Here is a 21,052-nt window from a genome sequence, read left to right on the forward strand (position 1 = left end):
AATACGCTCACGCGACAGCGAGTTCGGCGCGCTCGTCGACCGGCGCGTCCCAGTCGATGGTGTAGCTCTGTTCGCGGGCCATGACCTCCTCCATTTTGAAGAGTTTGGTCGCCAGCGGCATGACCAGCGGCATCATCCGGCGCATCACCGGGCCGACCGTCTTCGACTGGTTGATCTTGGCTCCGCGGGCCGCGACCTTCTCCACCCGGGGGCGACGGATCCGTTCGTAGGCGGCGAAAGCCGTTGCCGGTGAATCGAAATCGCGCAGACAGCGAGCGAGCTGCACCGCGCTCTCGATCGCCATCGACGCTCCCTGGCCGGTGCTGTTGGACGGCGCGTGCACCGCGTCGCCGACCAGCACCATGCGGTCGCGATACCAGTGCGGCACCGGCGGCATGATGTGCAGGCCGCCGGTGACGACCAACTCTTCCGGTCGGGTGTTGCGAACCAGTTCGGCGCCGGGGGTGTCCTCGCCGTAGACCTCGCGCAGGGTCCGCAACCACCGTTCGGCCGGGACCTCCCGCGCCTCGGTCAGCGAAAGATACTGCTTGTGGGGCAGATTGGCGCCCCAGGCGATCCGGCCGTCGGGCATCGACCAATACAGGTAGTAGGCGTTGCGACCGTAGGCGAACACCATGGTCTCCGGGGTGACCGGATGCGAGCATGCGGTGTAGGCGCCGAAACCGAGCATGCCGGTGTAGTCGGCGCCCGGGGCGTTCGGATCGATGAGCGTCCGCATGCGCGACTTGATGCCGTCGGCGCCGACGAGGATGTCGGCGGTGGCGGTGGAGCCGTCGGCGAACCGGGCGGTCACGCCGTCGCGATGTTCCTCGACGCCGACCAGGCGCTTGGAGTATTCGACCGCCACGCCGGTGTCGACGGCATGATCGTGCAGGACCTGATGCAGGGCGCTGCGATCGATCGCGTGCAGCGGTTCCAGGCCGGCGGCCGTCGGCAGCTCGATATCTTTGTGGCCCAACGACATCACCGTGCGAGTGATCGGCAGAGCGACGGCCCGCACGGCATCGCCGGCGCCGATGGTGTCCAGGGCGGCCAGGCCGTTGGGTGCGAAACCCAGGGCGCTGCCGATGTTGTAGGCCGGTCCCGGATAGGCCTCGTAGACGGTCGCCTCGATTCCGGCTTTGCGCAGGGCGGTGGCGGCGACGGGGCCGGCGACACCGCCGCCGATGACGAGGGCGGATGTGATTGCGGACATGGGAAATCTCCTCGAGTGGACGAACCCGATCCGATCCGCGCACGCGCTGCCCAGTTATCCTGAAGTTGCCATACTCGGGCTGGGTTCGCCTGCGTGAATGCGGTTCGAGAGGTAAGTGGATCGAGCTCGGCGCGGTGTTGCCGCACTGCGCCGGGCCCGGTTCGTCGGTGGATTGTCGTAGCGTGGATTTCAGTCGTCGGTCGGCTGTCGGAACGTCCCTCCTTCCACCATCGCGGCGACCTCGGCGGGCGGAATCTGTTCCGAGTGGGCGCGCCGCCAGAAATCGATGTCGGGGAAGGTGCCGGAGGCGAGTTCCGTACGCAGTTCGGCGACCCAGGCCGCCTCGGCCTCGAGCATCGCCACGCCGAATTCGGCCTCGACCAGGAAGAGCCGGGGCAGAAATCGTGTCTGCTCCTCGATTTCGCGGCGGCGCTCGGCGATCTCCGCCGCGAGCAGCCGGGTGCGCTCGTCGAGCAGTGTGATCACCTCGTCCGGCGGCAGCAGGGCAACGACGGACAGGCCCGCCACGAACCGATGGGGTTCGGGTTCGGGGGTCGAGATCAGTTCCCGGATCCAGTCCTCAGCCTCGGCGCGGCCGGCGTCGGTGAGCCGGTAGATCGTCCGCTCGGGCCGGGCGCCGTCGCGCTCGCTGCCGATGACCTCGACGAATCCGTGCTTCTCGAGATTCTGCACAACCGTGTAGAGCGAACCCCATTTGATGTCCATATCGCGGTCCTTGCCGCGTTCGCGCATCTGGGCCGCGATCTCGTAGCGGTGCATGGGACGTTCGATCAGCGTCGCCAGGACCGCCAGGGCCAGCAGATTGGCGACTTTCCGCTTCTCGGGCATCGCCCACACCTCCCTACTCGTCTACGAATATACGTCGACGAGTATGACTCGGCAAGAGGGAGACGAACGAAGGAGCGCACGCACCGCGCAGTCGAGAGTGTCGGACCGGCCGACCGCAGTCGGGCGGTTATGGTGATTCGTCGTGCGGATCTTTGTGGCGGGCGCGACCGGTGTGCTGGGCGCCAGATTGACACCTCTGCTGGTCTCGGCCGGGTTCGAGGTAGCCGGGCTCACGCGCTCGGAGTCGAAGACGTCGATGCTCACCGGCTTCGGTGCGCGGCCGGTCGTCTGCGATGTCTACGACGCGGCGGCGCTGGAACAGGCGGTACGCGATTTCGCGCCCGATCTGGTGATGCACCAGCTCACCGACCTGCCCGACGATCCCGCCGATCTGCCCGCCGGACGGGCGGCGAATTCGCGGATGCGCCGCGAGGGCACCGCGAATTTGATCGCCGCGGCACAGGCAGCGGGCGCGAAACGCTTTCTCGCCCAGAGCGTCGCGTGGGAGATGACCGGAGAGGGACAGGCCGCCAAGCAGTTCCTCGAGGATGCGGTGCTCGGGATCGGTGGCGTCGTCCTGCGCTACGGCCAGTTCTACGGTCCCGGAACCTACTATCCGGAGGACGCGGACCGGCCCGATCCGCCGCGCATTCATATCGCCGAGGCCGCGGCACGGACCGTGGTCGCGCTGGATCTGGCCTCGGGCATCTACGCGGTGACCGAAGACGGCCGCATGGATTTCGAACCGGTGCAGTAGGTTTCGGCGCCGGCCGGTCGAGCGCGATCGGTCATCCGGCGCGCCGGCGGAGCAGTTCCGCGGTGGATTCGTCGGCGGGCAGGAAGGCCTCCAGATGCAGTTCCGCCAGCGAGACGTCGGTGGCGGTGGCGAACGAGGTCAGCGTGGTGATCAAACGCAACTCGCCGGCCTCGCCGCGCAGTCGCAGCGGCACCGCGAAGCCAAGATAGCCGGGCCCGGGGTCGGTGTCCGGGAGGTAGCTCTCGAATTCGGCGACCAGTTCCTCGGCGCGCGGATCCGGTGAGTGGCGGTTGCGTGCCCGCATGGATTCGGTGACATGGCGGCCCCATTCGGCGAAGTTGACCACCCGAGGCGCCAAGCCGTCCGGATGTAATGCCAAGCGGCGCACATTGATCGGCGCGATGAGCAGTTCGGGCGCACAGCCAACGGTGAAGACGTCGAACGCGGCGTTCGCTTCGATCAAACAGCCGTAGCGGTCGGCGATCAGCGCCGGATAGGGCATATGCCCGGACAGGATCGTGCGCAGCGCCGCGCGCACCGGAGCCAATTGCGGTGCGTCCACACCGGATTCGTCGTAGGCGGGGGCGTAGCCGGCCGTCGCCAGCAGCGCATTGCGTTCGCGCAGCGACAGTTCCAGTGATTCCGCCAGCCGCAGCACGATGGATCGGCCCGGCCGGGAGCGGCCCTGTTCGAGATAGCTGAGGTGGCGCTGCGTGGTATCGGCGCGGATGGCCAAGTCGAGCTGGCTCCACCGCCGCAGCCCCCGCCAGCGTCGCAGTTCCTGCGCGAAGGGTCCCGGTTGCGCGACTGTCGTCATGGGATCATCGTCGCCCTAGGCGTGGCGCCCCGCCATACCCTGGAGGGAATCGCGCGAGTGCGGGCCGGCGGACAGACTCGGCGGCATGAGCTACGAACCCACCGATATCGAATTGAAGAATCTGCTCGACCGCTGGGTCGGCCAGTGGAACGAACCCGATGCCGACCGGCGTCGCGAGCTGATCCGCGAGGTCTGGGCCGAGGACGGCTATCAGGTCATGGTCAATCCGCCCGAGGGCATTCGCGACACCGCCCGCCACTACGGGGTCTCCGCTCCGGCGATCGAGGTCCGCGGCTACGACGCGATGTTCACCCGTGTCACCCGGGCATACGACATGTTCGTCGCCGACGGTGAGCATGTCTTCGAGCCCGAGGGCGAGCCGGTTCGGCACGCCGGGGCCGCCGTGGCCCTGACCTGGGTGATGCGTTCGCGCGCGGACGGCACGGTCGCCGGATCCGGACTCGAGGTGCTGACCTTCGACACCGACGGGAGGGTGCGCACCGACCACCAATTCGTGAAGTGAGCCGCCGCGGGCCTGTCGGTGCGCATGTCTAGGGTGCAGGAATGCCTCGCGACCTCGCCGATCTGCCGTATGCCCCGAGTCTGACGCCGCTGCTGGAACCGCTCGCACCCGACACCGAGTACGAGCGGGTCCACCTCGACGCCACGTCCCTCGACGAGGTGTCGGCGGGCGGCTCCTGGTTCAGCGAGTCGGCGCTGACCGGTGTGGTCCTCGGCGGCGGCAGCCTGAATCACTGCCGATTCGACGACGTCTGGCTGCGCGGGGTGCGGTGGATCGGGATCGACGCCTGCGAAACTCGGTGGCTGAATGCCGAATTCGTCGACTCCGCGTGGTCGGGAGTCATCGCCGTCGACGCGCAGCTGCGTCGCATCCGGTTCGAGGGGTGCAAATTCGAATCGGTGAACTTCCGTGCGGCCACACTGCAGGACGTGACCTTCGCCGACTGCGTGTTTCGCGATACCGACTTCTCCGCCGCCACACTTCGGAAGGTCGACTTTCCCGGATCGCGGCTCGAAGGCGTCGCCCTGCACGGGGCCACCTTGAAGGATGTGGACCTGCGGGGCGCGGCCGCCCTGGACCTCATCGCCGATATCGGAACGCTGAAGGGGGCGATCATCACCACACCCCAGCTGATGGAGATGGCACCCGCCTTCGCGCGGGCGGCGGGAATCATCGTGCGCGACAATCGAATCCGCGATTAGCCGCTGGATACGCCCGGGATCTGGCCGATACCGTAGGTCACGATCATGGCCAGCGCACCACCGATCACCACCCGGAGCACGGCCCGGCGTCGATTGCTGCCGCCGAGGCGCGCGCTCAGCGATCCGGTCGCGGCCAGCGCCACCAGCACGGCGGCGAAGGTCACCGGAATGCGCCAGTTCGCCGGCGGCAGCAGAATCGCCAGCAGCGGCAACAGGGCGCCGCAGGTGAACGCCAGCGCGGAGGAGAACGCGGCCTGCCACGGGTTGGTCAGCTCGTTCGGGTCCAGACCCAATTCCGCCTCGGCGTGCGCGGCGAAGGCGTCGTGGGCGGTCAATTCCTGCGCGACCTGCCGCGCGGTCGCCTCCGACAGTCCTTTGTGCCGATAGATTTCGGTCAACTCGGTCAGTTCGTAATCGGGATCTTCGGCGAGTTCCCGCTTCTCCAGCGAGAGCAGGGCACGTTCGCTGTCACGCTGGGTGCTGACCGAGACGTATTCGCCGGCCGCCATGGACAGCGCACCCGCGACCAGCCCGGCCACACCGGCGGTGAGGATGGGTGTGGTGGCCGCGGTGGCCGAGGCGACGCCCACCACCAGGCCCGCGGTCGACACGATGCCGTCGTTGGCGCCCAGCACTCCGGCCCGCAACCAGTTCAGCCGGGAGGCGAAACCGCCGCCGTGGGGTTCGTGCGGATGCTTCCAGCTTCCGGAGTCGCGCACATTGTCGGAGTCGTTCACGGATGCAGCGTAGGCCGCCGAGCGGGCCGGGTGGTGGACCTGCGCCGCAGGCGAGCCGCGTCCGCCGCCGAGGCGAGCCCGGATCGGTAGCATGCGTGCCATGAATTCCCTTGTCGCACGCGCTATGTCCACGGTCGCCGAACAGCTGGGCAATCCGCACGGGGTGCTGGGCAAGGTGGTCGCGCGGATGCTGAACCGGGCCAATCGCTTCGCCATCGACGCCGCGGTCGAGGCGGCCGAGGTGGGCGCGGGACAGGCCGCGGCCGATATCGGCTTCGGTGGGGGCGTGGGGCTGTCGATCCTGCTGCGCACCGTCGGTGAGGCGGGGACCGTGCACGGCGTGGAGATCTCTCCGGATATGTCGGCGCGTGCCCGTTCTCGCTTCGCCCGCGATATCGGCACCGGCCGGTTGCGGATCGTGGAAGGCGCGCTCACCGAACTGCCGCTCGCATCGGCGAGCCTGGATGCGGTGATCACGGTGAATACCGTCTATTTCATCGACGATCTGGACCGGGCTTGCGCGGAGCTGGCTCGGGTGCTGCGCCCGGGTGGCCGGGTGGTGGTCGGCATCGGAGATCCGGCGGCGATGGCGAAGATGCCGTTCACCGCGCACGGCTTCCGGCTGCGGCCGGTCGACGAGGTATCGGGCGCGCTGCAACGAGCAGGGCTGGCGGTCGAACACCGGCAGATCGACCGGCAGCCGATTCCGGCTCATCTGCTCATCGGGCGTCCGGTTCGCGAGGACTGAGCGCCGGCAGGGCGACCACGTCGATCGCGCGACTCACGGCGCCGATCTCGTCGGGCACCGCGGCCAGGGCGATATCGACCGTGAAGCCCATGGGCGCGTCCAGCGGCCGGAGGAAGTCGTCGTAGTGCATCGGCACGACGGTGGCGGGGCGCAGCCGCGTCAGGATCCGGTGCCAGTAGTCCGGCGTCACCGACCGTCCGGCCACTCCGGCGAGGAATATGTGGACCTCGCGGTGCCGGATCGCGTCATCGATGAGATCGGCGCTGCCCTGGTGGTAGATCTCGATACCTGCCACCGCGATGTGGATGCCCCAGGTCTGTCCGCAGCCGTACGCCATCGGCGCCAGCGCGGCCAGGGATTCGCAGCTGGTGTCGCCGGGGGAGGGGATCCGGGTGCCGAAGGGGATCTTCGAATGCACGCTCGGCACGAAGGTCACCGTGAACGGTCCGAGTTCGTAGCGGCGGTACGGCTCCACCTCCACACCCCGTTCGCCGAGTCCGTGCAGGGCCATGAGATTGCGCACCGACCGTGAGCCGTAGACCGGGCAGCCGAAACGGCGCGCGAGCTCGGGAGCGTCCAGCGCGTGGTCCCAATGGCCGTGTCCGACAACAATTCCCGATACGTCGCCGAGGCCGGGCAGGAAGCGGTCGATCGATGCGGGATCGGGAAGCGCGGTGCGGCGGCGCACCACAGTCGACAACGGCACCCGGGTGAGGAACGGATCGACGAGCAGTGTCGCGCCCTCGTAGGTCATCCGATACCCGGCGGTGCCCAGCCATTCGAGTTCGAGACCGGCGGGCAGCGTCAGCGGCCGGGCTTCGAGCTCGCGCAATGCCTGCGCATCCTCGCGGTCGCGCGCGCTCTTGTTCAGGAAGTAGCGGGCATAGCCGGCGGTGTGCCGAAGCGGATCGAGCACCGTCGAGAGAGCGGACATCGGTCCATTGTGCGCCACCGGGTCACGGACTGTCGTCGGCGAGCACCTTGTGCAGGGCGGTGGCGAGAGCGCCGAGTTCGTCGGCGCCCAGACCGGCGAAATGCTGGTCGACGACCGCGTGATGGTGGGGGGTGGCCTCGTGTAACCGCTGCCGCCCGGCCACGGTGATGGCGACGTACGCCGATCGGCCGTCCGCGGGATTGGTTTCGCGGGTGACCAGGCCGCGCGCCTCCAGTTCGGTGACCAGGCGGCTCACCCGGGTGCGACTGAGCACCATGGTCGCGCCGAGGTCGCTCATCCGCAGACGCGGCGTGCCCGCGAGTTCCACGAGCATGTCGTACCAGCTGGCGGGCATGCCGTAGCCGCGACGCAGTTGGGCATCCAGCTCCGGGCGCAGGTCGACGTACACCCGCTGCAACGCCCGCCACACCTGGACCGAGGCGGGTACTGAGCTCCCGGATTCCGGCACGTCGCCAATCTTAGATGGCCGTCATCCCGGCCGCCCGGCGTGCGCCGATCGCCGCCCGGCGATAACCGGTGGACACCGGTTCTACGATTCGGACATGGATATGCGCGCGAGCGTGGAACTTCCCCCCGGCTGGCAGGACCGGGTACGCGGCGCCCTCGCCGGCTCGCCCCGGCCGGAGTTGGCGAGTGGTTCACTGTGTCTGCTGGGCGCCGGGCTGGACAGCGTTGCGCTGCAGCTGGATTGGGCGGGACAGCCCTACGTGTTGCGTCTGCCCCAGGACCCGCACGGCGCGGAAGGAATCGCGCGCGAGGCCGGTCTGCTTCCGGAATTGGCCCCGTTGCTGCCGGTGCCGATTCCGCAGTTCCTGTTCACCGCGCCGAATCCGCTGGGGCCGGGCGAGTTCTGCGTGTATCCGCTGGTACCGGGCGAATCGCTCGACGAAGAAGAATGGGCCGAGCGGGGATTGCTGCACTCCGACGCGGCGTGGACGATCGCGGAGTTGATCGATCGGATCCATTCGTTTCCGGTGGACCGGGCACGAAGCTTCGGTGTCGAGGTCACCGATCTGCGGGGTGATTTCGCCGCGGATCTGAAGGCCGTTCGCGCCGAGGTGCTTCCGTTGCTGGACGCGTCCGAGGCCGAGGAGTTGTCCGCGGCCTGGCAGCGATATCTCGACGACGACGCGAACTTCGACTACGAACCGACCCTCATCCATGCCGATATGAGCCTGGATCATCTGTTGATCACCGACGGCGCGATCAGCGGCCTGATCGACTTCGGCGATGTGGAGATCGGCGATCCCGACTACGACCTCTGCTATCTGTACCCGGAGGCGGGGCGCGACTTCGTGCGCGAGATCCAGCGCTGTCGCGCACGGGATCTCGAGCCCGTCACCGAGACCAAGCTGCGCTTCTGGGCATGCGCCGACCCCGCCCTCGACGTACTGGACGCGATCGAACAGGGCCGCACGGACTTTCGCGACCAGCGACTGGCGGTACTGCGGCAGGTCCTGCGCAGCTATCGGCCGAACGGCGATTGAGCCTCAACGACGTTCGTAGAAACCGTCGATCCGGGCCCGGCCCACGGCCTGCGCGGCCGCCAGCACATCCCGGGGTTTCGCGTTCTCGACAGGTTTGCCCGCGGCTGTGGTGAGGGGCGCGCCGAGGGCGAACAACTGGAAGACGTACCGGTGCGGACCGTGTCCTTTGATCGGCGCGGGACCCATGTACCCGCTGCCGAAACCGGAGCGCAGCACCCGTACCCTCGGCTCGGTGGTATCGGCACGTAATGCGTTGCGTGCCAAGCTCCGCAGCGACGGCTCGAGGAGCGCGACGCAATGGACGAACGGCTTCCGCATCGGAGCGTCGGGATCCTCGACGACCAGCAGGAAGCCCGTCGCGTCGTCGGGCGCGCCGCTCCAATCCAGCGCCGGGGACTCGTCGGCGCCACCGATTCGGTGGGAGGCATGCCGGATGTCGAGCGTGGTCTCCGGCTCGAAATCCGGACTCGTGAGCCGAAAGACGCTGTCGCTGCTCAGGTTCGGCTGATTCCACGCCAGCTCCGATGTACCGGCGCGGCGATTGGCGAGCAGTTTGCCGAGAATGCTCATCGGTTCTCCTTCTCCGACCGAGGTGGACGTAGCCGCCGCGCCGCCGGTCGCAGCAGCGGGCGGGCGAAGTGATGGATTTCGACCGTGGCATCGAATTCCAGGGTGGATACCGCACCGGGAGCACCGGCCCACTCCTCCGGTACGGCGACACCCGGCCAGGTGTGACCGCCGCCGACTACCGTCCATGCCGTCACGGCGGTATCGCCGATGCCGTGTGCGGCGGTGACGCGTCGCGATCCGGCGGTCGTGACGGTAGTTCGTTCGTCCGCGCATCGGTCGAGGTTCGCCCAGTGCTCGGCGGTCGCGGCGGCGCCGAGAATCTGCCCGCGCGGTTCGCCGTCCGGCCCGCGGTGGCGGGAATGGCCGCCGGCGAGCGGAACCAGGGGATCGGCGTCGCCGTTGATCAGCATCGCCGACACCGCGTGGGTCGGCCGCACCGCGGTCAGATCGGCGGGCAGTGCCCCGGCCACCGCGGCGAAGACGGCGACCCGTTCGCTGCATTCGAGCGCGAGACGATGGGACATGAAGGCGCCGTTGGATATTCCGGCCACCAGCGTTCGATCGGATGCGGTCCGGAACTTCTCCGCGCACCAGTCGATCAGGGTGCGCAGGAACCCCACATCGTCCACCCCGTTTTCCTCCGCGGCCGTGACGCCGCGGCCGTCCGCCCAACTGCCGTGGCAGCCGTCCGGATAGACGACACCGACACCCCATTCCTCGGCGTGATCGGCGAATCGGGTCCAGTCGTGCATGAGCAGACCGCCGCCCTGGGCATCCGGTCCCATATTCCCGTGCAACGCGACGATCAGCGGACTGTCCGGGTCCCGGGGTGGTCGCAGATGAAAGCTACGGCGCCGGCCGTCATGGGTCAGCTCGCCCGGAATCAGTTCGGCGGTCATCGGCTCCCCTTCACGCGGCACGCCCGTTCGCCGTCGGATCAATACAGTAATACTGCGCAGCTCTGTCGGAACGGCGCGAGGCCTCCTGGGATGAGATCGGGGGAGATCTCCGGGACTTTCCCGATGTGCCGGACGCGGTGGCGGTGGTCTATTCGGTACCGGCGGGCGCCCGGTCCGCCGCGAGCCCATGGGAGGGTCGTCGTGAATGCCGCGGTGGTGACGACGTGGATCTGGTTGCTCTTCGAGATCGGATTGGCGATTCGGGACCGATTGCGCCGCAAAGGATCCACCACCCGCGACCGCGGGACCCGGACCACCATCATGATCGTCGTCGCCGTATCGATCGCAGTGGCGAACGTGGTCTCGATCGCCTTGCCGGCCGACAGCGATCTGCGCTTCACCACCCATCGCGAGGTTGTCTGGCAGGTTGCCGGAGTCGCGCTGATGGTCGTGGGGCTCGGTGTGCGAATCTGGGCGATCACGGTGCTGGGCGTGGCCTTTCGCACCACCGTCGAGGTCGATGCCGATCAGGCCGTCGTCGATCGCGGGCCGTACCACTGGGTGCGCCACCCCTCTTATACCGGAGTTCTGCTGCTCACCATCGGTTTCGGTGTCGCTGCGGGGAACTGGATCTCGCTGCTGCTGCTGATCGTCGTGCCCACCCTGGCATTTCTGCGTCGTATCGATGTGGAAGAACGGGCGATGGTCGACACCCTGGGCCGTTCCTACGAGGACTACCGCGCTCGCACGAGGCGGCTCGTCCCCGGTCTCTGGTGACCGCCTTGTGGCCGGTCACACGTGACGCGGGTCATAGTGATAGCCGTTCGTTGCTGATAACAGCATGGCGGCGACGTGAACTCCATCAGCGCACAGACGCCGCAGGGCGCGCGGACCACCGTCACCTACACGGTCGACGTCGATCCCGGCAGCGGCTGGAAGGTGACCGACGTCGGCGGAATGGCCGGGGCCCTGCCCAAACAGTGACGGCCTCGCCCGAGCAGTAGCACCCCCGGGCAGCGCCCGGACCCTCAGTGGCCCGGCAGCACGCACACGGTGTCGAGTCCGAGGACGCGGTTGAGCCGGCCGAACGCCAGCCACGAACCGATGCACATGCTCAGCTCGACGATCTCGGCTTGGCTGTAGTGCGCACGCATCCGGGCCCAGAACTCGTCGTCCAGATTGTGGTGGTCGAGGACGTAGCGTTCGGCGTATTCGGCGGCCAGCCGGGTTCGGTCGTCGAAGGAATCGGTTGTGCGCCAATCGGTGACGGCCTGCTCGAAGCCGATCTCCACCTTCTGCCCGTCGCGCTCGGTGCGCCAGTCCTGACAGAACAGGCAGCCGTTGATCTGTGCGATCCGCAGCCGCGCCGCCTCGAACTCTCGCAGTCCGAGGGTGCTGTGGGAGTAGACCGCCAGCGACAGTTTCGAGGCGGCGGGCCCGATCCCCGGCACCATCTCACCCCAGACGTAGCCGATCGGATCCTTCCCCTCGGGGATGTCGATGTTCATTGCGGTGTCCTTTCGGATGGGTCGCTCGCGAATCTGCCGACCGCGGGGCGCAAGGGGACGTCGAGGGCGTCGTAGAGGCCGGGCTCGGCCGCGGCCAGCCAGTCGATGGCGTTGACCAATCTGCCGACGGCAGTGGCATTTCCGCCGGCCGCGCGGTTACCGCCCTCGGTCTCGGCCTCGACGGTCACCTCGATGCGCGGATCGCCCTCCACGATGATGCGATGCGCGCCCGCGCCGTCGGGCGGGCGCGGCCAGTCGGGTGCGCAGTCGGGGTGGATGCGGGTGACGTGTTCGATCACGATGCGCGGCCGGCCGCCGACCATGCCCTGCACCTCGAACCGCACCGCACCCTGGGTGCCCGCGTCGAAGTCACCCATCGCCGCGGTGGTCACCGTGGTGTCGAGGGCACGCCGGTCCAGCGTCTCGCGGATGCCGTCGAGTTCGGCGCCCAGGGCGCGTGCCATCAGGCGAATCTGACCGCCCCACACCATCGTCGGGACACCGGGCGCGGTCATCGGCGGCTCGTAGTCCATCGGCTGTCCCATCCCGACCAGGTAGCGCACCGAATCCGGCTGGTCGTAAGTGGAATAGTCGAAGATCTCCTGGCAGCGGATCGTGTCGACCCGGTGACCGAGCCCGCTCACCAGCAGCGGCAGCACATCGTTGCCCCACCCGGGATCGATACCCGAGACGAACAGCGAACCACCGCCCGCCGCGATCGCCGCCAGCACCGGCTCGCGCACCTCGGCGGGAGCGTTGCGGGGATCGTAGAGCGCGTAGAGGGCGGGGGTGACGACCACGGCGCCCGCGCGGATCGCGGCCACGATATCGCGCAGGGCGTCGTCGGGCCGGATATCGCCGGACGCCGCGTACACGACCGCGCGGGGATGGTGTGCCAGCAGAGCATCGACATCGGCCGAGGCCGGGACACCGAGGTCGTGGTCGAGTCCGGCCAGCCGGCCCGCATCGCGCCCCACCTTGGCCGGATCGTGCACCAGCACCCCGGCCAGTTCCAGTTCGGGGTGCGCGTGCACGGCGCGGATCGCGGCACGGCCGACGTTGCCCGTACCCCAGACGATCGTCGAGATCATCGCTCCGACACTAGCAAGTGCTTGGTTCGCTGTGGGCGTTTTGCCGGGTCTGCCGTCGGTCCCTGTGCCCGGACACCAGGCCGTCGGCTCAGCTCGGTGCGCCGTGCCGTTCGGTACCCTGATCGTCATGGTGATGCGGATCCGTTCGACGGCGCTGATGCTGTGCGCCCTCGTACTGTCCGTGGTCGCCGCCACGATCATGCCTGCGGGCGAACCGAATTCACTGCTGGCGGTTGCCGCCGCGGCGGTTCTCGCGTTGGCGGTGGTCGCCGCCTACTCCAGCCGGGTGCGACTGCAGCCGATCGGTGGCAGCAGTGGACCACCCGTGTCGGCGCAGCAGCGGCGGCGGGGATCTTTTCTGCGACAGAGCAATCCGGATACGGCGGGCCGGGTGCGGCCCAGGGCACCGGGTCGCTGGAGCTGATAGCGCGTCACCCACGCCGGTGCTCCCAGCCGGCCGCAGTGAACGCGCAGCTGTCCAGCCGCCCCTGTTCACTCGCCCGTACCTTCACGGGTGCCTCGAAGTGAGGTGATATCCCATGCTCGATTTCGTGTACTACCCGGTCGCCGCCGTTCTCTGGCTCTGGCACACCGGATTCGCCGTCCTGTTCGGCGCCCCGAGCGGCCTGTCCTGGGCCCTGGCGATCGTCATGCTGGTGGTGACCCTGCGCGCCGCCCTGTATCGGCCGTTCCTCGCTCAGGTCCGGTTCTCCCGCACGATGGCCGTTCTGCAACCGAAGATGCGGCAGCTGCGCGCCGAATGCGGCGACGACCGCGAGCGATTGGCCGTCGAGACCCGGAAATTGCAGCAGCAGCACAACTTCAACGTGCTCAGCGGCTGCCTGCCGGTGCTCGTGCAACTGCTGATGTTCCTGGGACTACTGCATGTGCTGCATTCCTTCGACCGCACCGGCGGCGGCTCGTATGTGCCGTTCCTCGGCAGCACCGCGGCGATGTCCGCGGCGCAGAACGCCGATACCGCGAATTACGTGTTCGCACCGGAGCAGGTGCGGTCGTTCCTGCACGCCGATCTGTTGGGCGCACCGCTGTCGGCGACGCTGACCTCCACCGACAGCGTGGCGTCGGTGGCCGTCGTGGCGATCCCGCTGGTACTGATCGCGGCCGTCGCGACCCACTGCACCGCGCGGGCGTCGATCGCTCGCCAGCTCGAGATCACCCCGCAGATGCGGCTGATCAACGCGATGACGTTGTGGCTGTTTCCGCTGGGCACACTGGTCGCGGGCCTGGTGATGCCGGTCGGCATCCTGGTCTACTTCGCGACCAGCAATACCTGGACCTTCGTGCAGCAGCACGTGGTCCATCGCAGGCTCGGCCCGCTGGAACCGCTGCCGCCACCGGCGGTACCGACGATCTAGGCCCGTTCCTGTTCGGCCGGGGCGGTCTCGTGCACCTCCGCATGCGGGGCGCCCCAGCCGATATGCGATTCGGCGCGCAGGCGGTCGATCATGTGCGGATAGTGCAACTCGAATGCCGGCCGCTCCGACCGGATTCGGGGCAGTTCGTAGAAGTTGTGCCGGGGCGGCGGGCAGGTCGTCGCCCACTCCAGCGAATTGCCGTACCCCCACGGGTCGTCCACCGTGACCACCTCGCCGTAGCGGTAGCTGCGGAACACGTTCCACACGAAGGTGATCATCGACAAGGCGAGAATGAACGAGCCGATCGTGGACACGGTGTTGAGTGTGGTGAATCCGTCGGAGGGCAGATAGTCGGCGTAGCGGCGCGGCATGCCCTCGTTACCCAGCCAGTGCTGCACCAGGAAGGTGGTGTGGAAACCGAGGAAGGTGGTCCAGAAGTGGATCTTGCCGAGCCGCTCGTCGAGTAGCCGGCCGGTCATCTTCGGGAACCAGAAGTAGATACCGCCGAAGGTCGCGAACACGATCGTCCCGAACAGCACGTAATGGAAGTGCGCCACGACGAAATACGTGTCGGTGACGTGGAAGTCCAGCGGCGGGCTGGCGAGAATGACACCCGACAGGCCGCCGAACAGGAAGGTGACCAGGAATCCCAGCGCCCACAGCATCGGCGTTTCGAACGTCAGCTGCCCCTTCCACATGGTGCCGATCCAGTTGAAGAACTTCACTCCGGTCGGGACGGCGATCATGAAGGTCATGAACGAGAAGTACGGCAGCAGGACCGCTCCGGTGGCGAACATGTGGTGTGCCCACACGGCCACCGACAGCGCTCCGATACTCATCGTGGCGTAGACCAGCGCGGTGTAGCCGAAGACCGGTTTGCGGCTGAACACCGGGAAGATCTCGGTGACGATGCCGAAGAACGGCAGTGCGATGATGTACACCTCGGGATGGCCGAAGTACCAGAACAGGTGCTGATAGAGCAGATTGCCACCGGTGGCGGGATCGTAGATGTGGCCGCCGAGATGACGGTCGAAGGCCAGCGCCATCAGCGCCGCCGTGAGAATCGGGAAGGCCAGCAGGATCAGCACGCTGGTGACCACGATGTTCCAGGTGAACATCGGCATCCGGAACAGGGTCATTCCCGGCGCGCGCAGCACGACCACCGTGGTGAGCATATTGACCGCGCCGAGAATGGTGCCCAGACCGGAGACGGCCAGACCCAGAATCCACATATCGCAGCCCACGCCCGGGGAGTGCACGATATCCGACAGCGGGGTGTAGGCGGTCCAGCCGAAGTCCGCGGCGCCGCCGGGAGTCACGAATCCGGCGGTGGCGAGCGAGGCGCCGAAGAGGTAGAGCCAGTAGCTGAGCGCGTTCAGCCGCGGGAACGCCACATCGGGCGCGCCGATCTGCAGCGGCAGGATGCAGTTGGCGAAGCCGAACACAATGGGCGTGGCATAGAACAGCAGCATCAGGGTGCCGTGCATGGTGAACAGCTGATTGAACTGCTCCGGCGACAGGAACTGCAGACCCGGGCGAGCGAGCTCGGCCCGCATCAGCAGCGCCATCAGCCCGCCGACGAGGAAGAACGCCATCGAGCTGACGATGTACATCATGCCGAGCAGCTTCGGATCGGTCGTCGTGACGATCGTCCAGAGCTGCGAACCCTTCGGGGCGATCCGCCGGGGATAAGGCCTTGCGGCTTCGATCTCGGCGGCGCCGCGAGATGGTGCTGTAGTCACAGTTCCTCCTCGAGCCCAACCATCTTCGAGTGTGGCACCGCGGCAAGATCAACGTGTCGAATCCCGCCGGGTATCGGTGCGCGATCGGTCGTGATCTTCGCCGGACGCGCCCATGCTCCCATCGATACCCACTTCCCGGCAGATGGATCGCCGGAAACTTCTACGGGGATCGCTGGGAAGTAACGGATGCTTCGGTGACTTCCACGGAAACGACGGCCGGGAGTACGGTTGGACCCGACCGTTTCGGAGTGGTTCTGAGGTGAGTGCGGCGGTGCGGACCGTAGCTGTCCGTTCGCTCGCCGCTGCGACGACGAGATTCCGAGATACGAGGTGTGGACATGACCGCTGCCTGGCCCAGTTCGTTCAACTCCTTCGACGATCTGTTCAATCGCTTCTTCGGCCCCGGGATGGCCGCGCAGCCACCGGTACAGCGCATCGATCTGGGCCGGCTGCTCAGCGACAGCGCCAAGGAGCTGATCGCGATCGCCCGCTCGGCCGCGCAGGACTGGGGTAATCCGGAGGTCACCGCCGAACATCTGCTCTACGCCGCCACCCAGGTCGAACCGTCGCGCGGGATCATCGCCCAGCTGGGCCGGGATCCGGACCAGGTCGCCGCGCAGATGCGCGGTGCCGCCGGCAGCGGAGAGGCCACCGCGACCGCGGGCGGCCAAGTCGTCCTGGGCCCCGGCGCCAAACTGGCCCTGCGCACCGCGCAGCGCAACGCCGCCGAAGCGGGATCGAGCTACATCGGCCCGGAGCATATCTTGCTGGGCATCGCCGACAATCTGGAAAGTCCTGCCGCGCAGTCTCTTTCGGGGGCGAAACTGCCCGTCGGCGAGGGGCAGAAGAAGCCCACCGACACACCGACGCTCGACGAATACGGCCGGGATCTGACCGCCGAGGCCCGCGCGGGCAAGGTCGACCCGGTCGTCGGCCGCGCCGAGGAGATCGAGCAAACCGTGGAAATCCTTTCCCGGCGGCGCAAGAACAATCCGGTACTCATCGGCGATCCCGGTGTCGGCAAGACCGCGATCGTCGAGGGCCTGGCGCAGCGCATCGTCAACGGCGATGTGCCCAGCACCCTGGCCGACCGGCGGGTGGTGGCCCTCGATGTGGGCTCGCTGGTGGCGGGCAGCAAATATCGCGGCGAATTCGAGGAGCGGCTGACCAAGATTCTCGACGAGGTCCGCGAGCACTCCGACGAACTGGTGCTGTTCATCGACGAGTTGCACACCATCGTGGGCGCCGGCACCGGCGGCGAGGGTTCGATGGACGCGGGCAACCTGCTCAAACCGGCGCTGGCCCGCGGCGAACTCCATGCCATCGGCGCCACCACCGTCGACGAATACCGGCGCTACATCGAAAAGGACGCCGCCCTGGAGCGCCGCTTCCAGCCGGTGCTGGTCCCGGAACCGTCGGTCGCCGACACCATCGAAATACTGCGCGGACTCGCCGACGTCTACGAGGAGCACCATCAGGTGCACTACGACGACGAGGCGCTGGTCGCCGCGTCGGAGCTGTCCGACCGCTACATCACCGACCGGTTCATGCCCGACAAGGCGATCGACCTGGTCGACCAGGCCGGCGCCCGGGTCCGGTTGCGCACCCGCATGCCGGGCCCGGATCTGCGTGCGGCACAGGAGGAATTGTCGCGCCTCGAGCGCGAGAAGGATGCCGCCGTCGCGGCCGAGGACTACGCCCGCGCGGACGAACTCAAGAGCGAGATCGCCGCCGCCGAGGAACGGGTCGGCCACATCACCGCCGACGAGGCGCCGACGGTCACTCTCGACGACATCGCCGAGGTGGTGTCCAAGCAGACCGGAATTCCGGTGTCGGAGTTGACGGTCGAGGAACGACAGCGCCTGCTGCAGCTGGAGGACGTGCTGCACAAGCGGGTGATCGGGCAGGACGAGGCGATCGTGGCCGTCGCCGAGGCGGTACGCCGCGCCCGCGCCGGGATGAAGGATCCGAACCGTCCGATCGGCTCGTTCCTGTTCCTCGGCCCGACCGGTGTGGGCAAGACGGAATTGGCGAAAGCGCTGGCGGAGGCGGTGTTCGGCGACGAGGACCGGCTGATCCGATTCGATATGAGCGAATTCCAGGAGAAGCACACGGTGTCCAGGCTGGTCGGCGCACCGCCCGGATATGTCGGCTACGAGGATGCCGCACAGCTCACCGACAAGGTTCGCCGCCAGCCGTATTCGGTGATCCTGTTCGACGAGGTGGAGAAGGCTCATCCGGACGTCTTCAATGTGCTGCTGCAGTTGCTCGACGACGGGCGCGTCACCGACGCCAAGGGTCGCACGGTCGATTTCAAGAACACCATCGTGATCATGACCAGCAATATCGGTTCGGATCTGATTCTGAAGGCCACTTCGGCGGAGCTCGACGCCATCACCCCGCGGTTGATGGAGCGGCTGCAACAGCATTTCCGGCCGGAATTCCTCAACCGCATAGACGAGACCATCGTGTTCCACCGGCTCGACCAGGAACAGTTGCGCCGCATCGTCGATCTGGTTCTCGACGGCCCCCGGCGCCGCCTGCGCGCCCAGGACATCGAACTCGACGTCACCGACGCGGCGCGGGATTGGTTGTCGGAGAATGGTTATCAGCCCGAATTCGGCGCTCGCCCGCTACGCCGGACGGTGCAGAAGCAGCTGGAGAATCAGGTGTCCCGGCTGGTGCTCGGTGGCGAGCTGAACCCGGGCGACACCGTGCGCGTCGATGCCGACGAGTCCGGGCTGCTCGTCGCCGCGGTGGCCGGATCCGGGGCCGAACGCTCGCTCGACGCTTCCGCGAACGGCCAGAAGCCGAAGGGTAGGAAGGCGAACGGTAAGTCCGATGCCAAGTCCGATGCCAAGTCCGAGAAGAAGTCCGGAGCGAAGTCCGGAAAGAGCTGACCTCCGCCAGGAGTCCGGCATAGTGAGTTACGTGGCCGATCCGCGCGTCGACGCCTACATCGACGCGCTACCGGCGTGGCAGCGTGATATCTGCCGCCAGGTGCGCGAACTCGTCCACGCCGCCGACCGGGATGTCGCCGAGACCGTAAAGCGCAGAGTGCGACCGTATTTCGTCCTCGACGGCAACATCTGCGCGCTTCTGGCGACGAAGACGCACGTCGACATATTCCTCTACGACGGGGCGATGGTGCCCGATCACGAGGGCATCATCACGGGCGGTCACGACAACACGACGGCGCGCACCGTGGCGATTCGCGAGGGGGAGACGATCAATGCCCCCGCGCTGTCGGCGATGCTGCGGCAGATCATCGCGAACAATCGCGCGGGCGGTTGGCGCAAGCTGAAACATGATGCCGCACAGGTGGATTGACGGATCACTCCGGCGGAGTTCATGGACCTGTCGTGCGGCGGATCGGCGCAGGCCGACACGTCGCCGTGGGCGGATCGCGCGGTCCGGCGCCGTGGCCGTCTTTAGCCCGTTGTCGTGTCCGCAGGGGCTTGTGCGTAGACGCCGGCGGTCAGTTCGCGCATACATCTGACCACCAGGGGAGCCGGTCCGCCCGCTCGCGTATCGGTTCGCGCTGCGGCCGAGGATGTTTCGGCAACACTACCCGGCTGTGCCACCGGGCCGTGGTCGTCGGCCCATTGCTCGAGTCCGATGCGGATCGCGCCGGCGGCCGCGGCGGCCAGGGTGCGCAGGCGCAGCGGATCGGTGTCCGGGGACAGTTTCGTCAGCAACTCCAGCAGGGCGTGCTCACCGGTGAGGTTGACCCGGAACCAGACCGCGCGCAGGGCCGAATCGTCCGCCATCGCGCGCAACAGGCCGCGGGTGATGTCGAGTTCGTCGCGGTCCACCACGTTCAGGGCGCGGATCGCGGCGGTCTCCAGTTCCGCGATCGTAGGCAATCGGTCCGGTCCGTCGCCCAGGATGTCCAGCCAGCGAGACGCACCCGCCGACAGCATCGGTTCCACGGCATCCTCTTTGGTACGGCAATAGCGATAGAAGGTACGCAGGCCGACGCCGGAAGCGGCGGCGATCTGCTCGGCGGTGACCGCCGCGGTGCCGCGCTCGGCGAACAAGCGGGCGGCGGTGTGGGCGATCTCCATCCGGGTCGCCGACTTGCGCCGCGCGGCCAGGTTCGGGCGCGGCGATGCGGGGGCGGATGGGCCGGTTCTCGACTCGGGCATGAGTCACCTCCTGTCCGCACAGTCTAAGCGCGAATTGTCACTCTGGCACAACGTGCCACTCAGGCGTACTGTGTCAAACAGACGAGAAAATCGCAGTTGAGGAGAGTTTCGCAATGGAGCGTTTCGCAGACCGCCGGGTTCTGATCACCGGCGGCGGATCCGGGATCGGCCGCGCCACCGTGCATCGCATCCTGTCCGAGGGCGGCACCGTGGTGGCCGCCGACGTCAACGAGGCGGGACTGGCCGAAACCGCGAAGCAGGCCGCCGAGAAGGGCAGCGCCGATCGGCTGACCACCGTCACGATCGACATCTCCGACGAGTCCTCGGTGCAGGCCGGGGTCGCCAGGGCCGTGGAGACCCTGGGCGGGCTGGACGCGCTGGTCAACGCGGCCGGCATTCTCCGCTCGGCGCACACCCACGAGATGCCGCTGGGGGACTGGAACCGCATCATCACCACCAACCTCACCGGCACCTTCCTGATGATCCGGGAATCGCTGCCTGCGCTGCTGGACAGCGGCCGCGGCGTCATCGTGAACTTCGCCTCCACGTCCACCTACTTCGCGCACCCGTATATGGCTGCCTATGCCGCGTCGAAGGGCGGCATCATGTCGATGACCCATGCGCTGGCCTCGGAGTACTCCAAGCAGAACCTGCGCGCGGTGGCCGTGGCGCCCGGCTCGATCTCGAGCGATATGACCGACGGCCGCGGCCCGGGCCTGCCCGAGGACGCCGACTTCTCGCTGTTCACCAAGCTCATGCCGATGCTCGGCCAGGGTTTCGCCTCGCCCGACACGGTCGCCGGCGTGGTGGCCATGCTCGCTTCCGACGACGGCGCCTTCATCACCGGCACCGAGGTGCGCATCGACGGCGGCACCCACGCCTGATGTGGCGAATCGGTCCGGGCCGTCCCGGTCATCGGGAAAGCCCG

The 21,052-nt window shown here is 67.7% G+C and carries 24 protein-coding genes; 12 read left to right on the forward strand and 12 right to left on the reverse strand.

What is annotated here, in order from left to right:
- Positions 1–7: 7 nt before the first annotated feature.
- On the reverse strand, positions 8–1,216 hold the full coding sequence (locus ACPCUW_RS12200; RefSeq protein WP_423424847.1) for an FAD-dependent monooxygenase: 1,209 nt from the start codon (positions 1,214–1,216) through the stop codon (positions 8–10).
- 189 nt (positions 1,217–1,405) lie between these two features.
- Positions 1,406–2,065, reverse strand: a complete 660-nt coding sequence (locus ACPCUW_RS12205) for a PadR family transcriptional regulator (protein WP_063012201.1) — start codon at positions 2,063–2,065, stop codon at positions 1,406–1,408.
- A gap of 142 nt (positions 2,066–2,207) precedes the next feature.
- Between ACPCUW_RS12205 and ACPCUW_RS12210 the strand changes: the two genes are divergently transcribed.
- Entirely contained in the window at positions 2,208–2,822 is a 615-nt protein-coding gene (locus ACPCUW_RS12210) for an NAD-dependent epimerase/dehydratase family protein (RefSeq protein WP_064906770.1), read from the forward strand.
- Positions 2,823–2,853: 31 nt separating this feature from the next.
- Here ACPCUW_RS12210 and ACPCUW_RS12215 read toward each other — a convergent pair whose 3' ends face one another.
- Complete coding sequence (locus ACPCUW_RS12215; RefSeq protein ID WP_423424849.1) at positions 2,854–3,639, reverse strand: helix-turn-helix domain-containing protein; 786 nt, start codon at positions 3,637–3,639, stop codon at positions 2,854–2,856.
- Between the two features lie 85 nt (positions 3,640–3,724).
- On the opposite strand from ACPCUW_RS12215, the gene ACPCUW_RS12220 reads away from it, so the two are divergent.
- Positions 3,725–4,162: a hypothetical protein gene (locus tag ACPCUW_RS12220; RefSeq protein WP_423424851.1), complete on the forward strand. Its 438-nt coding sequence runs from the start codon at positions 3,725–3,727 to the stop codon at positions 4,160–4,162.
- Positions 4,163–4,203: 41 nt separating this feature from the next.
- Positions 4,204–4,863, forward strand: coding sequence for a pentapeptide repeat-containing protein (locus tag ACPCUW_RS12225; RefSeq protein WP_423424853.1), 660 nt, complete (start codon positions 4,204–4,206; stop codon positions 4,861–4,863).
- Here the strand turns inward: ACPCUW_RS12225 and ACPCUW_RS12230 are convergent.
- The gene (locus tag ACPCUW_RS12230) at positions 4,860–5,600 is read right to left on the reverse strand and encodes a VIT1/CCC1 transporter family protein (RefSeq protein ID WP_036524962.1); all 741 of its coding nucleotides are present in this window, start codon (positions 5,598–5,600) and stop codon (positions 4,860–4,862) included. The two genes, ACPCUW_RS12225 and ACPCUW_RS12230, sit on opposite strands and share 4 nt — an antisense overlap.
- A 100-nt stretch (positions 5,601–5,700) precedes the next feature.
- On the opposite strand from ACPCUW_RS12230, the gene ACPCUW_RS12235 reads away from it, so the two are divergent.
- A complete protein-coding gene (locus ACPCUW_RS12235; RefSeq protein WP_423424855.1) occupies positions 5,701–6,348 on the forward strand; it encodes a class I SAM-dependent methyltransferase in 648 nt (215 codons plus the stop codon).
- Here ACPCUW_RS12235 and ACPCUW_RS12240 read toward each other — a convergent pair.
- On the reverse strand, positions 6,320–7,282 hold the full coding sequence (locus ACPCUW_RS12240) for an MBL fold metallo-hydrolase (protein ID WP_423424857.1): 963 nt from the start codon (positions 7,280–7,282) through the stop codon (positions 6,320–6,322). The two genes, ACPCUW_RS12235 and ACPCUW_RS12240, sit on opposite strands and share 29 nt — an antisense overlap.
- A 22-nt stretch (positions 7,283–7,304) precedes the next feature.
- Positions 7,305–7,751 (reverse strand): MarR family winged helix-turn-helix transcriptional regulator, encoded by a 447-nt coding sequence (locus ACPCUW_RS12245; RefSeq protein ID WP_423424859.1) that lies wholly within the window; start codon positions 7,749–7,751, stop codon positions 7,305–7,307.
- 94 nt (positions 7,752–7,845) lie between these two features.
- Between ACPCUW_RS12245 and ACPCUW_RS12250 the strand changes: the two genes are divergently transcribed.
- Positions 7,846–8,790 carry a phosphotransferase gene (locus tag ACPCUW_RS12250; protein ID WP_423424861.1) on the forward strand — a complete coding sequence of 315 codons (945 nt, stop codon included), beginning with the start codon at positions 7,846–7,848 and terminating at the stop codon, positions 8,788–8,790.
- A 3-nt stretch (positions 8,791–8,793) separates the two neighbouring features.
- Here ACPCUW_RS12250 and ACPCUW_RS12255 read toward each other — a convergent pair whose 3' ends face one another.
- Both ACPCUW_RS12255 and ACPCUW_RS12260 read right to left on the reverse strand, forming a co-directional pair.
- Positions 8,794–9,360, reverse strand: a complete 567-nt coding sequence (locus tag ACPCUW_RS12255; RefSeq protein ID WP_423424863.1) for a YbhB/YbcL family Raf kinase inhibitor-like protein — start codon at positions 9,358–9,360, stop codon at positions 8,794–8,796.
- Complete coding sequence (locus ACPCUW_RS12260) at positions 9,357–10,259, reverse strand: alpha/beta hydrolase family esterase (protein WP_423424864.1); 903 nt, start codon at positions 10,257–10,259, stop codon at positions 9,357–9,359. Before ACPCUW_RS12260 ends, ACPCUW_RS12255 begins: the two co-directional genes overlap by 4 nt.
- A 201-nt stretch (positions 10,260–10,460) precedes the next feature.
- On the opposite strand from ACPCUW_RS12260, the gene ACPCUW_RS12265 reads away from it, so the two are divergent.
- Positions 10,461–11,036 (forward strand): methyltransferase family protein, encoded by a 576-nt coding sequence (locus tag ACPCUW_RS12265; protein ID WP_423424865.1) that lies wholly within the window; start codon positions 10,461–10,463, stop codon positions 11,034–11,036.
- 75 nt (positions 11,037–11,111) lie between these two features.
- Positions 11,112–11,243, forward strand: coding sequence for a hypothetical protein (locus tag ACPCUW_RS12270; protein ID WP_423424866.1), 132 nt, complete (start codon positions 11,112–11,114; stop codon positions 11,241–11,243).
- A gap of 44 nt (positions 11,244–11,287) precedes the next feature.
- Here ACPCUW_RS12270 and ACPCUW_RS12275 read toward each other — a convergent pair whose 3' ends face one another.
- Both ACPCUW_RS12275 and ACPCUW_RS12280 read right to left on the reverse strand, forming a co-directional pair.
- The gene (locus ACPCUW_RS12275; RefSeq protein ID WP_030516078.1) at positions 11,288–11,767 is read right to left on the reverse strand and encodes a carboxymuconolactone decarboxylase family protein; all 480 of its coding nucleotides are present in this window, start codon (positions 11,765–11,767) and stop codon (positions 11,288–11,290) included.
- On the reverse strand, positions 11,764–12,858 hold the full coding sequence (locus ACPCUW_RS12280) for a dihydrodipicolinate reductase (protein WP_423424868.1): 1,095 nt from the start codon (positions 12,856–12,858) through the stop codon (positions 11,764–11,766). Before ACPCUW_RS12280 ends, ACPCUW_RS12275 begins: the two co-directional genes overlap by 4 nt.
- 127 nt (positions 12,859–12,985) lie before the next feature.
- Here ACPCUW_RS12280 and ACPCUW_RS12285 point away from each other — a divergent pair, with 127 nt between their 5' ends.
- Together ACPCUW_RS12285 and yidC are read left to right on the forward strand one after the other, a co-directional pair.
- A complete protein-coding gene (locus tag ACPCUW_RS12285; protein WP_030516076.1) occupies positions 12,986–13,282 on the forward strand; it encodes a DUF6412 domain-containing protein in 297 nt (98 codons plus the stop codon).
- Between the two features lie 115 nt (positions 13,283–13,397).
- Positions 13,398–14,234, forward strand: coding sequence for a membrane protein insertase YidC (gene yidC / locus ACPCUW_RS12290; RefSeq protein WP_423424869.1), 837 nt, complete (start codon positions 13,398–13,400; stop codon positions 14,232–14,234).
- On the opposite strand, the gene ctaD is transcribed toward yidC, so the two are convergent.
- Positions 14,231–15,976, reverse strand: coding sequence for a cytochrome c oxidase subunit I (ctaD, locus tag ACPCUW_RS12295; protein WP_423424871.1), 1,746 nt, complete (start codon positions 15,974–15,976; stop codon positions 14,231–14,233). The two genes, yidC and ctaD, sit on opposite strands and share 4 nt — an antisense overlap.
- A gap of 338 nt (positions 15,977–16,314) precedes the next feature.
- Here ctaD and ACPCUW_RS12300 point away from each other — a divergent pair, with 338 nt between their 5' ends.
- Together ACPCUW_RS12300 and ACPCUW_RS12305 are read left to right on the forward strand one after the other, a co-directional pair.
- Positions 16,315–18,876, forward strand: a complete 2,562-nt coding sequence (locus tag ACPCUW_RS12300) for an ATP-dependent Clp protease ATP-binding subunit (RefSeq protein ID WP_423424872.1) — start codon at positions 16,315–16,317, stop codon at positions 18,874–18,876.
- Between the two features lie 31 nt (positions 18,877–18,907).
- Positions 18,908–19,306 carry a DUF1801 domain-containing protein gene (locus ACPCUW_RS12305; RefSeq protein ID WP_423424874.1) on the forward strand — a complete coding sequence of 133 codons (399 nt, stop codon included), beginning with the start codon at positions 18,908–18,910 and terminating at the stop codon, positions 19,304–19,306.
- 101 nt (positions 19,307–19,407) lie between these two features.
- On the opposite strand, the gene ACPCUW_RS12310 is transcribed toward ACPCUW_RS12305, so the two are convergent.
- Positions 19,408–20,124 (reverse strand): TetR/AcrR family transcriptional regulator, encoded by a 717-nt coding sequence (locus ACPCUW_RS12310; protein ID WP_423424876.1) that lies wholly within the window; start codon positions 20,122–20,124, stop codon positions 19,408–19,410.
- A gap of 113 nt (positions 20,125–20,237) precedes the next feature.
- Here ACPCUW_RS12310 and ACPCUW_RS12315 point away from each other — a divergent pair, with 113 nt between their 5' ends.
- Positions 20,238–21,008 carry an SDR family NAD(P)-dependent oxidoreductase gene (locus ACPCUW_RS12315; RefSeq protein ID WP_423424878.1) on the forward strand — a complete coding sequence of 257 codons (771 nt, stop codon included), beginning with the start codon at positions 20,238–20,240 and terminating at the stop codon, positions 21,006–21,008.
- Positions 21,009–21,052: the final 44 nt, after the last annotated feature.

This window comes from Nocardia sp. AB354, assembly GCF_049538315.1.
GTDB classification, from domain to species: Bacteria; Actinomycetota; Actinomycetes; order Mycobacteriales; family Mycobacteriaceae; genus Nocardia; species Nocardia nova.